This is a genomic window from Variimorphobacter saccharofermentans (assembly GCF_014174405.1).
Lineage (GTDB): Bacteria > Bacillota > Clostridia > Lachnospirales > Lachnospiraceae > Mobilitalea > Mobilitalea saccharofermentans.
This window is the reverse complement of the sequence record NZ_JACEGA010000001.1, coordinates 478,723-494,493: the sequence shown is the minus strand read 5'-3', so window position 1 is coordinate 494,493 and position 15,771 is coordinate 478,723. Positions and strand designations below refer to the sequence as shown.

At 41.5% G+C, this 15,771-nt stretch carries 13 protein-coding genes; 3 read left to right on the top strand and 10 right to left on the bottom strand.

Annotated elements, in window-relative coordinates; genetic code table 11:
- Window positions 1-171 precede the first annotated feature (171 nt).
- The 9 genes from H0486_RS02230 to thpR form a co-directional block, all read right to left on the bottom strand.
- Window positions 172-1,335 carry a hypothetical protein gene (locus tag H0486_RS02230; protein ID WP_228351459.1) on the bottom strand — a complete coding sequence of 388 codons (1,164 nt, stop codon included), beginning with the start codon at window positions 1,333-1,335 and terminating at the stop codon, window positions 172-174.
- A gap of 372 nt (window positions 1,336-1,707) precedes the next feature.
- Window positions 1,708-2,430, bottom strand: a complete 723-nt coding sequence (locus H0486_RS02225) for an AlkZ-related protein (protein WP_228351458.1) — start codon at window positions 2,428-2,430, stop codon at window positions 1,708-1,710.
- A gap of 124 nt (window positions 2,431-2,554) precedes the next feature.
- The gene (gene yfbR, locus H0486_RS02220) at window positions 2,555-3,133 is read right to left on the bottom strand and encodes a 5'-deoxynucleotidase (protein ID WP_228351457.1); all 579 of its coding nucleotides are present in this window, start codon (window positions 3,131-3,133) and stop codon (window positions 2,555-2,557) included.
- A 128-nt stretch (window positions 3,134-3,261) separates the two neighbouring features.
- Window positions 3,262-6,099 (bottom strand): excinuclease ABC subunit UvrA, encoded by a 2,838-nt coding sequence (gene uvrA, locus H0486_RS02215; protein WP_228351456.1) that lies wholly within the window; start codon window positions 6,097-6,099, stop codon window positions 3,262-3,264.
- A gap of 98 nt (window positions 6,100-6,197) precedes the next feature.
- On the bottom strand, window positions 6,198-8,180 hold the full coding sequence (gene uvrB, locus H0486_RS02210; RefSeq protein WP_228351455.1) for an excinuclease ABC subunit UvrB: 1,983 nt from the start codon (window positions 8,178-8,180) through the stop codon (window positions 6,198-6,200).
- A 420-nt stretch (window positions 8,181-8,600) separates the two neighbouring features.
- Complete coding sequence (locus H0486_RS02205; RefSeq protein WP_228351454.1) at window positions 8,601-10,355, bottom strand: ABC transporter ATP-binding protein; 1,755 nt, start codon at window positions 10,353-10,355, stop codon at window positions 8,601-8,603.
- A complete protein-coding gene (locus H0486_RS02200; protein ID WP_228351453.1) occupies window positions 10,352-12,109 on the bottom strand; it encodes an ABC transporter ATP-binding protein in 1,758 nt (585 codons plus the stop codon). The genes H0486_RS02205 and H0486_RS02200 overlap by 4 nt, the downstream gene beginning before the upstream one ends.
- A 124-nt stretch (window positions 12,110-12,233) precedes the next feature.
- Window positions 12,234-12,683, bottom strand: coding sequence for a YaiI/YqxD family protein (locus H0486_RS02195; RefSeq protein ID WP_228351452.1), 450 nt, complete (start codon window positions 12,681-12,683; stop codon window positions 12,234-12,236).
- A 97-nt stretch (window positions 12,684-12,780) separates the two neighbouring features.
- On the bottom strand, window positions 12,781-13,329 hold the full coding sequence (gene thpR / locus H0486_RS02190; protein ID WP_228351451.1) for an RNA 2',3'-cyclic phosphodiesterase: 549 nt from the start codon (window positions 13,327-13,329) through the stop codon (window positions 12,781-12,783).
- A gap of 170 nt (window positions 13,330-13,499) precedes the next feature.
- Between thpR and H0486_RS02185 the strand changes: the two genes are divergently transcribed.
- The 3 genes from H0486_RS02185 (at window position 13,500) to H0486_RS02175 (ending at window position 15,231) form a co-directional block, all read left to right on the top strand.
- Entirely contained in the window at window positions 13,500-14,411 is a 912-nt protein-coding gene (locus H0486_RS02185; protein ID WP_228351450.1) for a ComEC/Rec2 family competence protein, read from the top strand.
- 81 nt (window positions 14,412-14,492) lie between these two features.
- Window positions 14,493-14,711: a DUF3006 domain-containing protein gene (locus H0486_RS02180; RefSeq protein ID WP_228351449.1), complete on the top strand. Its 219-nt coding sequence runs from the start codon at window positions 14,493-14,495 to the stop codon at window positions 14,709-14,711.
- Between the two features lie 22 nt (window positions 14,712-14,733).
- On the top strand, window positions 14,734-15,231 hold the full coding sequence (locus H0486_RS02175) for a GAF domain-containing protein (protein WP_228351448.1): 498 nt from the start codon (window positions 14,734-14,736) through the stop codon (window positions 15,229-15,231).
- On the opposite strand, the gene H0486_RS02170 is transcribed toward H0486_RS02175, so the two are convergent.
- Complete coding sequence (locus H0486_RS02170; protein ID WP_228351447.1) at window positions 15,228-15,734, bottom strand: shikimate kinase; 507 nt, start codon at window positions 15,732-15,734, stop codon at window positions 15,228-15,230. The two genes, H0486_RS02175 and H0486_RS02170, sit on opposite strands and share 4 nt — an antisense overlap.
- Window positions 15,735-15,771 lie beyond the last annotated feature (37 nt).

Here is a 15,771-nt window from a genome sequence, read left to right as displayed (position 1 = left end):
TATGATTGATAATAAACAAAGAGATGTATAGCACAATAAAGGGTCTGTATATCGTAAGGTGATCTTCCATTACGATATACAGACCCTTATATTCATGTCAATAGTAAGTTCGCAAAGCGTACTTTCTATCGTATTACTTAGCATGATATCATTGTTTCTTGTCCAATTATTCTATGAAACCGTGAATTCTCTATAGGTTGATGCAGGAATGATCTGCTTCGTCGTGGCATCTGTGTAGCTCTTTACACGAACCAGAATTCGATCACCTTTTGATGTCTTACTTACTGTAACTGGCTTACCGGGCTTAATTGAGGTCCACTTTAATGCTCTGACATCAATGGTACCGGTGGATGCCTTAACCACCGTATACTCATATACGATCTTCGGCGTATTATCTGTAATGTTAATGGAGGAACCGGTTACCGCAATGGTTGAAGCAGGACATACAGGTTGAGGTGCTACTTCAATTACTTTGATTGCAGAAGGGATCTTCTTATCTGTTCCAGCTTTACGAAACTCGATGGTACCTCCTGGAATTGGTGTATTATTATTAGCTCCACTACCGAATAATACGGCTAAATCAAGAGTTTTGGTCTTATTATCCAAGGGTGCAAAGTCAATCCATGCTGTATTGTCTCCAACACGGTATTGTGTCTCACCCTTCTTCAGACCGGTGATCTGAAACTTACTTCCATCCAGCTTAACGCTAGGTGCAGTCGGTTTCTTAGGAACACGTATAGAGACTACCTTACTTGCCCGTGTATTCACCGTTGCAGGAATTCTAAAATATAGGGTGGCTCCTTTTATTTCATACATTGAAGTATATAATTTCGTACTGATAGGCTTCCACGCTCCATTAGTACCCTTTTTATACTCCATTGCACCATTAACTGTGATTACTCCTGCCATCTCACCATTTCCCTGCTTCTCAACAGTATAAGCAACCTTCACATCCTTATTTTCTGCCTGTAGCTTTACTTCCAAAGGATTGGTATCCTTATTTCCTTTAAAGAATACACTAACTTCCTTGGTCTTAAGCATGGGTACGATATCAACAACACCTGTACTGTCGATTAAGTCCCATGTCTTTTGGTTATCCGTACTCATAAATAGCTTTGTACTACCGCCGGAACCAGCAGAAACTGTAGCTGTTTCCTCAATGTAATTTATATCAACTCTCACCTGAGACCCGGTAGCTGCTAAAATAGCCTTAGCAGGCCCCAGAATAATAAATAATGCGCTAAATACAATAGCTAAAGTAATAATTCTTTTTACCAGAAGACTTTTTCTAATACTTTTATTCATTTGTGTTTCGTCAAAAGTAGATACCCTCATTTATTTCCCTTTCCTTTCTGTGTACAGTATACGTGTAGTTACAACATATTACTTCCTTAATTTCTATATTAATCTATATGCTGCCATTTTTCAAGCATTTACATAATATTGCTTAATAATGCAATAATCCGTTATATGTTCTGTTATGATTCCTGCAAACCTATGATTTTCTAAGGTTTTTCAAGCATTGAATCCGTATATCTCCTTCAAATGTAGAACTATTTTACTAGTAATATTACCCATATATTCCTTCGATTTACTAATCCTTACATTATCACTAATTCTTTATATCATAGTTCTCCCGGTAATATCCCATATATAAAGCAACTGTCCGACTTCACATAATGTGTAATCAGACAGTCATCATGTACCCTACTTTATTACTTTCTCAATCTCTTTCCTTGTAGCATCTGGATATCTCTTAGCCAGATGGTCCATTATTCTGGCTTTGCATTCATCTGTACCATACTTATAGGCAGACCGAACATAATCCTCTCCAAATAGCTTTTCACTTATGGAATAATAAGCAACTGGCCATCCATATTCCACATTCTTTTTATTGGTTCTTTTCTTAAAACAGCGAATGGTAATATATGTCTGCATTTGCAGGCTTGTCAGCGCTCCTTCATATCCTTTTTCTCCACCGACACCAAAACCTGCCATTACACGGAGCTCATTGGAGGGTAGCATATCATATATGGACAGCACATCCATAATCCGCTTTGTACGGTGACTGGCCAGTCCATCCTCATACCGGCTGTCAAAGTCATATCCGTCCCTGCGATAGGATGCAAAATATGGATACCACTCCTTCGAGATATATCCTGCCCGATTCCCAAATAATTTGCCATATGCAAGATTTCCTTCTGCAGCAATTACCTCACGCCATTCCCAAGGATCCTCACCTGGTACTCCGGCCCACCAGGAATCTGAGGCAGTCATCTCTTCTACAGAGAAGCCTTTTACTGAGTTTTTAAAAAGTGGTAAAAATCCGACTTCATTTACATAATCTACAAGCTCCTGGCTTGTCTTAATTCTTCTTGAATCCGATCTGCTTAAGCCTTCCATTATCCATTTACCATCGATTGTTATCACACTATCCCTCCTTTGTAACAGATAAATTACGGGTGTATCTTACCCGCTGCTTTGCTGGTGGTTCCCAGAATAACCAAAATGTAGATGGATGATTAATCATCCATCCCACGTCCATCACAGTATTTTACAATTCATCTAAGGTCTTATTATAAGCCGGAAGAAATTCTTTCATAAAGATATCTACCTCTTCTAACTTCATATCCACCAGTATCGCTCTGATCGATTGCTCTGCGCTGACAAATTCAGTATTACCGGCCTTTCTTTCCTGTATACACTTAATTAATGCAGAAAGCTTATCCGCTGCCTTTACTAATTTCCACAATAAGAGCTCATCCTCCTTAGGAAAGAAAACGGATTGGTAGCTCTCCCTCATATCCTCTGGTAACATGGAAAGAAGACGGTTAGCGGCTGTCTTTTCGATTTCCTTAAATGCACCCTGGATGTTCTCATTAAAATATTTGATGGGCGTAGGCATATCCCCAGTAATAATCTCTGTGGCATCATGATAGATCCCAATTAATGCCGCCTTTTCTGCATTGAGCTGATTCCCCAGTCTCTCATTACTGATTACCGCCAATGCATGTGCGATAATACTAACCTCCAGAGAATGTTCACTGATGTTCTCAGATAGAGAATTCCTCATAAGCGCCCATCGCTCAATCAACTTCATTCTTGAAATCATGGCAAAAAAGCTATATTCCATATGTACCTTCCTTTTCTATACTAGTGAAAGCAAAACCCCCCGTAATGATCACAGCCCATAACGGAGGGTTATACTTAATCCGCACATTTCTCATGAGATATGCTTCACAATCAAATTCATCTCAATATTTACTTTTTCTCTATATACTTTTTCACATAGGCTCCGGTATAGGATTTCTTATTCTTAGCCACTTCCTCAGGAGTTCCTTGTGCGATTACAGTACCTCCCTTATCTCCGCCTTCCGGTCCGATGTCGATGATATAGTCTGCTGTCTTAATAACATCCAGATTATGTTCAATAACTACTACCGTATTGCCGGTCTCGGTGAAACGCTTTAATATATCAATTAACTTATGAACGTCCGCAAAATGTAATCCAGTGGTAGGCTCGTCCAGGATATATATGGTCTTACCGGTACTTCGTTTGCTAAGCTCCGTAGCAAGCTTGATTCTTTGTGCTTCACCACCGGATAAAGAAGTAGAGGGATGACCTAATCGTAGATAGGATAGACCAACATCATTCAGTGTCTCAATCTTTCTCTTGATCGAAGGGACATTCTCAAAGAAATGAACTGCTTCTTCTACTGTCATATCCAATACTTCATAGATGTTCTTGCCCTTATAATGAACCTCCAGGGTCTCTCTATTATATCGCTTTCCTCCGCAGACCTCGCATGGTACATAGATATCGGGAAGGAAGTTCATCTCAATCTTCAGAATACCGTCTCCGTTGCAGGCTTCACAACGTCCACCCTTAATATTGAAGCTGAAACGGCCCTTGGTATAGCCTCGCATTTTCGCCTCCTGGGTAGAAGCAAACAAATCTCGAATTTGATCAAATACCCCGGTATAGGTAGCCGGATTGGATCTCGGAGTTCTTCCGATGGGAGATTGATCAATGTTAATTACCTTATCGAGCTGTTCTATACCTTTCATATCCGCATGCTTGCCGGGTATCGTACGGGCACGGTTCAGATCCCTGGCCAGTCTCTTATATAAAATCTCAGTCACCAGTGAGCTCTTTCCCGATCCTGATACTCCCGTAATACAGGTCATTATTCCTAACGGTATATCCACATTAATATTCTTTAAGTTATTCTCTGCGGCTCCGATTATGGATAAATATCCGGTGGGCTTTCTTCTCTTCTTCGGTACTGGAATCTGAATTCTTCCACTCAGATAGGCACCCGTAATGGATTCCTCAACTTTCATGATTTCTTCTGCCGTACCACATGCGATAACTTCTCCACCATGCTCTCCGGCACCGGGCCCGATATCGATGATATAATCCGCAGCGAACATCGTGTCCTCATCATGCTCAACAACAATTAATGAATTTCCCAGATCTCTGAGATTATTCAACGTCTTTAACAGCTTATCATTATCTCTTTGATGAAGACCGATACTTGGCTCATCTAAGATATACGCCACACCCACCAGTCCGGAGCCAATCTGTGTCGCAAGACGAATTCTTTGCGCTTCACCGCCGGATAAGGTACCCGTTGCTCTTGCTAAAGTAAGATAATCGAGACCTACATCAATCAAGAAGCTGATTCTCGATTTGATTTCTTTTAATACCAATTCACCGATTTTCTGTTGCATTGTGGTTAATTGTAATTCATTCATGAAGGTGGCAAGCTCACGTATGGAATACTCTGTTACCTCTGCGATATTCTTATCTCCCACGGTAACAGCCAGTGCTTCCTTCTTCAGACGCTTACCGTTACATACCTTACAGGGTGTTGTCCTCATAAAGGTCTCATACTCCTGTTTTACACCATCCGAGGATGTTTCACGGTAACGTCGTTCCACATTACGTATTAAGCCTTCAAATGCAACATCATATACACCGACACCCCGCTGTCCCCGATAGTGTACCTTCACCGACTTTCCATTGGTTCCGTACATAAACATATGGCGGATATCCTCCGGCAGCTTCTCATATGGGGTGTTCAGATCAAACTTATATTCCTTTGCCAGTGCTTCCAATATGCATCTGGAATAACTTCCTTTATCCACAACCGATTGCCAGCCGGGTGCGGCGATTGCACCATCAATCAGACTCTTACTTGAATCGCAAATCAGTAGCTCCTCATCAAATTCCATCTTATTACCAAGACCGTGACACTCCGGACATGCTCCAAAGGGATTATTAAAGGAGAAGCTTCTTGGTTCCACCTCGTCTATGCTGATTCCACAGTCTGCACATGCGAAATTCTGGCTGAAGATCATCTGCTCTCCATCAATGACATCCACATATAAAAGTCCTTCTGCCAGCTTTAATACGTTCTCGATGGAATCGGATAGACGTTTCTCAATGCCTTCCTTTACAACAAGACGGTCAACAATAATCTCAATATTATGCTTATTATTCTTCTCTAACTTTATCTCTTCCGATAATTCATAAAGATTACCGTCCACACGAACTCTGACATAACCGCTTCGCTTCGCCTGTTCGAATAGCTTAACATGCTCTCCCTTACGGCCACGAACCACCGGAGCCAGAAGCTGTATCTTGGTTCCCTGCGGTAGCGCCATTATTTCATCCACCATCTGATCGATGGTTTGCTTCTTAATCTCTTTACCACACTGAGGACAATGTGGGATACCAATTCTAGCATATAGCAGACGGAAGTAATCATAAATCTCTGTTACGGTACCAACGGTAGAACGCGGATTACGATTGGTAGATTTCTGATCGATGGATATGGCAGGCGGAAGTCCTTCAATACTCTCTACCTGTGGCTTTTCCATCTGACCAAGAAACTGTCTGGCATAGGACGACAGCGATTCCATATATCTACGCTGTCCTTCTGCATAAATAGTGTCAAATGCAAGGGATGACTTTCCTGAACCACTCAGCCCCGTCAATACAACAAATTGATCTCTGGGAATATCTACACTAAGATTCTTAAGGTTGTTCTCCTTTGCACCTCTTATTTTAATGTATTTCTTTTTATCTGACATAGTTCCACCTGTTCTATTCTTTCATTTATTAGTATATAAGCAGCTTACTTAGCAAGCTATGATGTGATACAGCCAGCCTTGCCGACAGTATTCCATTCTTACTTGGTCTCTTCAAGATGCTTTTTCAGTTCAAGCAGCTTATCCCTTAATTCAGCAGCCAGCTCAAAGTTAAGTTCTGCAGCAGCAGTATGCATTTGCTTGGATATCTTCTTGGCCATCTCCTCCAGTTCCTGTCTGGACATGGACTCCATATCTTTCTCCATATCCACCAGTTCCTTCTCCGTTTTCTTAGAGATGCTGATCAGGTCTCGAACCTTCTTCTTAATCGTTGTCGGCGTAATACCATGCTTTTCATTATATTCCTTTTGTATTGCTCTTCTACGGTTTGTCTCAGAGATGGCGATCTCCATGGATTCCGTAATATGATCCGCATACATAACAACGTGTCCCTCTGCATTACGGGCGGCACGACCAATTGTCTGAATTAATGAGGTTGCCGAACGAAGGAACCCTTCCTTATCTGCATCCAGAATAGCAACCAATCCCACCTCGGGGATATCAAGACCTTCTCTCAGAAGGTTAATACCTACCAGTACATCAAATACATCCATTCTCATATCACGGATAATCTCTGATCGTTCCAAGGTGTCTATATCAGAGTGCAGATACTTCACTCGAATACCGACTTCGCGAAGATAGTCTGTCAAATCCTCTGCCATACGCTTGGTTAAGGTCGTTACCAATACCTTATTCTTCTTATCCAATTCTTTATGGATTTCACCCAACAGATCATCAATCTGTCCTTCCACTGGTCTAACAGACACTTCCGGATCCAGTAAGCCGGTAGGACGGATTACCTGTTCTGTTCGAAGAAGTTCATGCTCTCTCTCATATATGGAAGGAGTTGCCGATACGAACAATATCTGACTAATCTTACTCTCAAATTCTTGAAAATTCAGTGGTCTGTTATCCAGTGCTGATGGAAGTCGGAAACCATAATCCACCAAGGTCTGCTTTCTTGAACGGTCACCTGCATACATTCCCCGAATCTGAGGCAGCGTAATATGGGACTCATCCACGATAATCAAGAAATCATCCGGAAAGTAGTCCATCAAAGTATGGGGTGGGCATCCTGGCTCCAGACCGGTCAGATGCCTTGAATAATTCTCGATACCGGAACAAAATCCAGTCTCTCGCATCATCTCAATATCAAAGTTCGTTCTCTCCGATATTCTCTGTGCTTCAAGGAGCTTATCCTCACTTTTAAAATAACGTACCTGTTCGATCATCTCTTCTTCGATATTACGGATTGCTTCTTCCAGCTTCTCGGGAGAAACAACATAATGGGAAGCCGGGAATATGGCTATATGTTGCAGGCTGCACTTAATCTCTCCGGTTAGTACATCAATCGAAAGGATTCGTTCTACTTCATCACCGAAGAACTCTACTCTGATAGCAACATCATCGGAATATGCCGGGAAGATCTCCACCACATCCCCACGAACACGGAACGTTCCTCGCTTAAAATCCATGTCGTTACGGTCATATTGTATCTCAATCAGCTTTCTTAATACCTCATCCCGGTCCTTCACCATTCCCGGTCTTAAGGATATCACCATATTCCTATAGTCAATTGGGCTACCTAACCCATAGATACAGGATACACTGGCTACGATAATCACATCATTACGCTCTGCCAAGGAGGCCGTGGCGGAATGTCGTAGCTTATCAATCTCATCATTGATGGAGGAATCCTTCTCTATATAGGTGTCCGTTGACGGAACATAGGCTTCTGGTTGATAATAATCATAATAGCTTACAAAATACTCTACGGCATTCTCCGGAAAAAATTCCTTAAATTCACCGTAAAGCTGGGCAGCCAACGTTTTATTATGTGCAATAATAAGTGTCGGCTTCTGAAGTGCCTGTATAACATTGGCCATTGTAAAGGTCTTACCGGAACCGGTAACACCAAGCAGTGTCTGGCACTGATTGCCGCTGCGGAAACCATCGACAAGTGCTTTGATCGCTTCCGGCTGATCACCGGTAGGTGCAAATTCTGATACCAGTTTAAATTCCATACAATCAATTACCTCCCTGCCATACGCATAAACGAAGTTATGCATATTATCTTTATTATCAATATTATCTTTATTATCAATATTATCTTTATTTCCCTCATTATCTATATTATCTAATCTAATTATATTAACTATATCTTTACCAATATTGGTAAATCTAAGCAGACTCTTTACATGTCGCAAGTTATTATAACATAGGCATGTTGTAAAATCAATACAATTTTCGAATGTTTGTTCTGTTTTTTATACAGTCCAAGCCAAGCAAGAATAGGCTTTTTCTGTAATATAGTTACAGGGACTAGATTTACCATAGGTAATTCATAGTCCCTGCTAATACATTTATCCAGCATCCGTTAATAATCCTAACAATTACATCAATATATCATATGATTATAAATTCATCGTAGCACAATGGAACCATCAGTCTGTGTGTCGCTCAAACTGACTGTGATAAAGCTGTGCGTAAAATCCATTCATTCTTAATAGCTCCTCATGATTTCCCTGTTCGATGATCTTACCCTTATTCATGACCAGTATCATATCGGCTTCCTTAATCGTAGACAGTCGGTGCGCTACGATAAAACTGGTGCGCCCCTCCATCAGTTTCGTAAATGCCCTCTGAATATATACCTCGGTTCTGGTATCGATGTTACTCGTTGCTTCATCCAGTATCAGCATCGGAGGTTTACGCAGCATAACCCTTGCAATACTCAGCAGCTGCCTCTGTCCTTGGGAAATATTACTTCCCTCATCGGTTAGTACCGTATCATATCCCTGGGGCATACGTTTAATAAAGCCATGGGCGTGTACGGCTTTTGCAGCAGCTATAATTTCTTCTTCGGTAGCATCCTCTTTTCCATAAGCAATATTATCTCTTACTGTACCTTGGAAAAGCCAGGTATCCTGAAGCACCATACCGAACATATTGCGTAAGGTTTCTCTCTTCATCTGACGAATATCGGTTCCACTTAGTATAATCTCTCCACTATCCGTATCATAAAAACGCATAAGGAGATTAATAATGGTGGTCTTCCCGCTTCCGGTAGGACCTACAATTGCTACTCTCTGCCCGGGTTTTACCTTCAGATTAAAGTTCTCGATCAGGGGAGCCTCCGAATTATAGGAAAAGCTTACATTCTGTATGGTTACGCTTCCGTCACAGGCTAGTACTGACAGCAGGCCTTCGTCCGAGCTTTCCGGCTCTGCATCGATAAGGGCAAATACTCGCTGTGCTGATGCCAGAGCAGACTGTAATTCTGTAATGACACCGGAGATCTCATTGAAGGGCTTGGTGTATTGATTGGCATAAGCCAGAAAGCTGGACAACTGTCCTACCGAGATCATTCCCCGTATTGCTGTAAATGCTCCTAATACTCCAACAGTAGCATATACGATTCCATTCACAAATCTGGTACAAGGATTCGTTAGTGCGGAATAGAACTGTGCTAACACTCCGCATTGATGTAACCGCTCATTAATCTCTTCAAAACACTCCTGTGATTTTTCTTCATAGGATAGCAGTTTTACAAGCTTTTGATTTCCCACCATCTCTTCAATCAACCCGCTCAGCTCGCCGCGGATCTTAGATTGCTCTGCGAACTTGCTGTAGATGTGCTTAGAGATAAAGGATGCCACAAATAGGGATAAGGGCGTCAGTAGGATAACAGCAAGACCGACTGTAACATTCATCATCAGCATGAAAATAATGGTCCCGAATATCGTTACCAACCCGGTGAATAATTGGGCGAAGCCTTGTAATAGGCCATCCGATACCGTATCAATATCATTTACCATACTATTCATAATATTTCCGTGAGAGTTCTGATCAATATACCTCAAAGGAACCTTGTTCAGTTGGTGAAAGGCTCTTGTTCTCAAATCTTTAATGGTACGAAACGTAATTTTATTCGTATGATACGTCATCAGCCACTGAAAAACTGCGCTTCCAACGATTGCTAATGCAAGCTCAGCCAGCACCGGTATGATTTTAGAGAATGCCACATTTCCTTCTCCTACGATGTAATCCACTGCCCGCCCTATGAGGATTGGGGTTAATAAAGAAAGGGTTACACTAATTAATGCACATAACAGTGATAATATCAGTGAGAGACGGTATGGTTTGGTATAGGCTAATAATCGAAAAAGAACTGCCTTGTTATTATTCTTCTGCTTCATGCTTCCGTCACCTCCTCCATACCTGGTTGGGAGTGACAGATTTCACGATATACCTCACAGCTTTTTATTAGCTGATTATGAGTTCCAATTCCGGCAATCTTTCCGTCATCCATGACTATAATTTTATCTGCATGCCGGATACTTCCTGCTCTCTGGGAGACCATAATGATGGTCATACCACCGCATTCCGTGTATAGAGCCTTACGAAGTTTCGCCTCCGTGCTATAATCCAGCGCGCTTGCGCTATCATCCAGAATCAATATCTTGGGATTACGGATAAGTGCTCTTGCTATGGTTAATCTCTGCCGCTGCCCACCGGAGAGGTTCTTTCCCCCCTGAGAAATCTCACTATCATAGCCTTTCGAAAGGGTCTCTACGAATTCTTCTGACTGGGAAATTCGTATTGCTCTCCTGATCTCCTCATCGGTGGCATCTTCCTTAGCCATACGCAGATTGTCCCGAATACTTCCTGAGAATAACACTGTCTTCTGCGGTGCAATGCCAAATTGCCTGCGTAACGTATCATAGGAATATTCCTTGATATCCAATCCATTTATAAGAAGCTCACCCTTTGTCGCATCATAAAGCCTTGGTAATAGATTAACCAGGGTGGACTTACCTGAGCCGGTACCACCGATAATTCCGATGGTTTCTCCGGGCATCACATCAAATGTTATATTCTCAAGTGCATACTCCTCAGAATCCGGATATGCAAAGTATATCTCTCTAAGAGAAATAATTGGCTTCTGGCTTATACCATCCCCCTTTTCCTGTTCCAGATCCTCTATCGTAACTTTACCCTCCTGCATATGAGGTTTTGTATCAAATACCTGATTAATTCGGGTAGCAGAGGCTCCTGCCTTCGTAAAGATCACTACCAGATTGGCTACCACCACCAATGCCAGTGATATCTGAGTCATGTAATTAACAAAGGCTATGACTTCACCCTGTGTCAGGTGGCCGGTATCCACTTGTATTCCTCCAAACCAGATTATGGCTATGATAGCCATATTCATTATAGTAAAGGTGGCCGGATTTAAAATAGCCGACAGCTTTCCCACTCGAATGGCAATCTGAGCAGCCTCTTCATTCGTATCTTCAAAGCGCTTTTCCTCCTTATCCTGGGTAGAAAAAGCACGGATTACTCTTGCTCCGGTTAAATTCTCCCTGGTAATCATGGATATCCTATCGAGTACCTTTTGTCTTACCTTATAAAAGGGGACGGATTTCTTCATAACCCAATACAGAATAAAGGAAACCAGGGGGGCGACCACAAGAAAAACAATGGACAGCTTAAGATCCAGCAGCATTGCCATAATAATCGCACCAACTACCAGAAAAGGGGCTCTTACCACAAGCCGGATCAGCATTGCCACTGCCAGCTGCATCTGATTCACATCGTTAGTAATAACGGTAATAAGAAAATTCGTACCAAAGCCATCAAGTTCGCCATGGGACAGGGAATTAATATGGGAAAATAAATCATTTCTAACCATTGTTCCAAACCCCTGAGATGCCTTCGATGCACTGTATTGACAGATTAATGCAAAAATCAGCCCTGATGTGCCAAGTAAAAGCAGGATACCTCCTCGTTGCAGTACATATACCCGGTCTCCTCCACGGATACCAGTATCAATAATTGATGCCATAACCAGTGGTACAATTAATTCGAAGATCGCTTCCAGTAATTTAAAGAACGGTCCAAGTATTACTTCTTTCTTATAATGCTTTAAATATCTTGCCAATCGTAACATAGTGCTCCTTTTCCGTACTCTACTCATGTAGTATGTATAATTAATTCCTCAGTATAATGATTTTACATTTATTTCCATAATATAAATAATAATCATTTGTCCTTCTATTATTAATGAGATAAGCTTATTTCCCCTCCAGGGAATTGCGGCAGATTTGTTCGAATACTGTAGCAAACCGGGCATTATCTTCGGCTGTACGCTTCTTTGTATGTCCCCCGATTCTCTCTCCCGCCTTCCTACATTTCTTCGCTATATCTCTCTCCATAAGCATAATATCAATATTATCATCGGTATATATCTTTCCACCCGGATGTATGGCTTTGGCTCCTTTTGCTAACGCCATGGCAGCTACTCCATAATCCTGTGTCACCACAATATCTCCACAGGAGGTTCGGTTAATCAGTGCAAAATCCACAGCATCCGGCGCTTTACTCACAAGCACTACCTCACTGTATTCCGATGACAGTATATGACTGGTATCCGCCAGCATAATCACAGGTAATCCCCATTTGCTTGCAATCTCTTCAATGATATCCTTAACCGGACAAGCATCGGCATCCACTAATACCTTCATATTATCTCCATTCTGTTGACAGCATGTAAAAATCTTGATTTACACACTATTCACTCCTAGTATTGGGTTACCTTCATCTTAACACAAATCCATAGCCTCAACAATGGATTATCGTATGATAGATTTCGGTATAAACCAACTTACCATTAACACGCTCGGATTTCATCAGGCTGATCTTACCTACCTCCATTTTCAACGAAGGGATATCCTTGGCAAACTCTTTCTCATGAAAATCATTTTTTACCCGGACTCTTCTACCTAAGGTCAAATGGGGTTTGTACTCTCTATCATCAATGTCATAAAAGCCTGCTTCCTTCAGTTCCTTTACCAGTGCCTTCTGCAGCTTCCACAACACCTCCTGCTTCTCGATCCCCATCCAGTAAATATCACCTTCATTTCGTCGAAACTTCCCAAGACCATTTATCGTAATCAGAAATGGTTCTGCTGCAATTTTTGATACTGCACCATTCATTGCCTGTTTCACTTCCTCAATGCGATTCGTCTCACCGATAAAGACAACCGTCAGATGCAGATTCTCTCTATTCGTAAAGGTACCTCCGTTACAATACTGCCGTAGTCTTTCTTCCACCTCATATACTGCCGTCTTAATAGACTCCGTAAATGTAACCGCTACAAATAATCTCATAACAGCTCCTCCTATTGCTCTTTTTCTTATTATACATAATCCGATCATGATTATGTAGTATGGAAAGAATGAATAGGAAATCTTTTTGAAATTATACATGCCATGAGATAATAAAGTCCATTGTAAAATGAGCAATTTCCCGATATAATTAATATAAGGAGAGGGTTTATATGAACACGAAAAAAAAGCAGATCTTGAGCCGTGTCGGCGGTTTAATTCTACTGACTGTGCTCGTAATTCTCATTTATTACAACAATTCTAAATCAGATAAGGACACCTATAGCAGCTCCGAACGAACCGGTATTGTTGAGGTGCACTTTATTGATGTCGGGCAAGGAGATGCCATATTAATTGAAGCAGATAATCATGCAATGTTGGTCGACGCCGGAGAAAACTATGCAGAAAGGGTTGTTATTGATTACCTGGAGGCAAATCATATTTCACGTCTTGATTATGTAATCGGAACCCATCCCCATAGCGATCATATCGGAGGACTTGACGGTGTTCTAAATCGTTATCCTACAGACCGACTCTTTCTCCCGTCCGTAACTCATACCACAAAAACCTTTGAGAATTTATTAGATGCCATCGAAGATAATCAGCTTAATATTACCAAGCCGGATATGGGGCAAGCCTATTCCTTTGGTCCTGCAACCTTTACCTTCGTTGCACCGAATTCTGATGAGTATGAGGAAATGAATGATTATAGTATTGGGATTAAGCTTACTTACGGAAGTACTTCCTTCCTGCTATTAGGTGATGCAGGAAAAGCATCGGAGCAGGAAATGTTGAAAAATCATTATGACTTGTCAGCAGATGTTCTAAAGTTATCCCACCATGGTTCTTCTGACAGTAATAGCGAGCCCTTCCTGGATGCTGTAGATCCCACATATGCTGTTATTTCTTTGGGAAAAGATAATGATTATGGTCATCCACATGCAGAGACCATGAAGGAGATGATGGAACGCGAGATCAAGGTATACCGAACAGACCAGCAAGGTACCATCATTTTTGCATCGGATGGTAAGAATATTTCTGTTAATAAAGAAAACTATCTTATTACAGAGGAGGACATTAAATAACTACCATTATGAGTTAAGCTGTCCTTACCTGAATATGATGTAGTAAGCAACAGAGTTAATTACCATGAAAGAAGGAGGACTATGACTAAATATATCATAGACCGTTTTGAAGGAAATTATGCCATCTGCGAGCAAGAGGATCAAAAGATTATATCCATTCCAAAATATAAGCTGCCTCTTCACTGTAAGGAAGGCAGTGTCCTTATTCAGGATATCAACGGAATGTATCAGATTGCACCGGAAGAGAGAGAAAAGCGAAAACGCAACCTTAAAGAGAAGATGAACCGTCTATTTGAATAAATGACGAAATACCGGAGGATTTATGCACGAAATTCAAACACTGTATTCGGAGGATCAATCCGAATGTTATCGTTTGTTGAAAGAACAGCTAACAGCTTTAATTGAGAATGAACCCTACCCTATCCCTAACTTAGCGAATGCCTCGGCTTTACTCAATCTGGCATTGAACAATATAAACTGGGTAGGCTTCTATTTACTTCATGAGGATGAACTTTTACTGGGCCCGTTCCAAGGTAAGCCTGCCTGTATCCATATCCCCATTGGCAGGGGTGTCTGTGGTACCGCTGTAAAAGAAGCTCGGACTTTGGTGGTACCGGATGTTCATGCCTTTCCCAGTCACATCGCCTGTGATAATGCTTCCCGTTCTGAAATCGTAATTCCCCTCCATGCTGAGGGCCGTATTGTTGGCGTCCTGGATATTGACAGTCCAGAACCGGACCGTTTTAATGACATAGACAAAAATGAACTGGAAGCTTTGGTTCAAATATTGGAACAAGGATGTAACTGGAGCCTGCTTTAGCTCCAGTTTTCTTGCGTTTCTACCCGTATCTTTTCCATGACTTCCTCTATACCAAGTCCTTCTCCGTCAATGATAATATGAGCATATTGTTCATATAACGGACAACGCTCCTGATAAAGGGAGAGAAGCGTCTGTCCTTCCCGGAAAACAACTCCTCTTTGCTTGATATTACCGAGCCGGTTATTAATGGTTTCAAAGCTTAATTTGATATATACCACTGTTCCAATTTCTCTCAAATGCTCCATTGCTTCCTTTCCGTAGATTACACTTCCACCTGTAGCAATTACGCTATGTTGAGCACTGATCTCGCTGTTCACCTTATTTTCAATGGCAATAAGTCCATTAAGGCCATCCCGTTCGATAATGTCTTTCAGCAGACATCCTTCCCGTTCCTGAATTAATAAATCTGAATCAATGAAGTTATATCCGATTACCTTGGCAAGTATGACTCCTATGGTACTTTTACCAGCACCCGGCATTCCAATCAATACAATATTTTTCATCTTATATTCCCTTTCTGTCTCCTCATTTGTTGCTCAC

What these genes read in the sequence shown, in the direction of transcription:
- H0486_RS02170 (WP_228351447.1), bottom strand. Translation starts at nt 15,734, where the DNA reads ATGAAAAATATTGTATTGATTGGAATGCCGGGTGCTGGTAAAAGTACC.
- H0486_RS02185 (WP_228351450.1), top strand. Translation starts at nt 13,500, where the DNA reads ATGAACACGAAAAAAAAGCAGATCTTGAGCCGTGTCGGCGGTTTAATT.
- H0486_RS02175 (WP_228351448.1), top strand. Translation starts at nt 14,734, where the DNA reads ATGCACGAAATTCAAACACTGTATTCGGAGGATCAATCCGAATGTTAT.
- H0486_RS02205 (WP_228351454.1), bottom strand. Translation starts at nt 10,355, where the DNA reads ATGAAGCAGAAGAATAATAACAAGGCAGTTCTTTTTCGATTATTAGCC.
- uvrB (WP_228351455.1), bottom strand. Translation starts at nt 8,180, where the DNA reads ATGGAATTTAAACTGGTATCAGAATTTGCACCTACCGGTGATCAGCCG.
- H0486_RS02200 (WP_228351453.1), bottom strand. Translation starts at nt 12,109, where the DNA reads ATGTTACGATTGGCAAGATATTTAAAGCATTATAAGAAAGAAGTAATA.
- H0486_RS02195 (WP_228351452.1), bottom strand. Translation starts at nt 12,683, where the DNA reads ATGAAGGTATTAGTGGATGCCGATGCTTGTCCGGTTAAGGATATCATT.
- thpR (WP_228351451.1), bottom strand. Translation starts at nt 13,329, where the DNA reads ATGAGATTATTTGTAGCGGTTACATTTACGGAGTCTATTAAGACGGCA.
- H0486_RS02180 (WP_228351449.1), top strand. Translation starts at nt 14,493, where the DNA reads ATGACTAAATATATCATAGACCGTTTTGAAGGAAATTATGCCATCTGC.
- H0486_RS02230 (WP_228351459.1), bottom strand. Translation starts at nt 1,335, where the DNA reads ATGAGGGTATCTACTTTTGACGAAACACAAATGAATAAAAGTATTAGA.
- yfbR (WP_228351457.1), bottom strand. Translation starts at nt 3,133, where the DNA reads ATGGAATATAGCTTTTTTGCCATGATTTCAAGAATGAAGTTGATTGAG.
- uvrA (WP_228351456.1), bottom strand. Translation starts at nt 6,099, where the DNA reads ATGTCAGATAAAAAGAAATACATTAAAATAAGAGGTGCAAAGGAGAAC.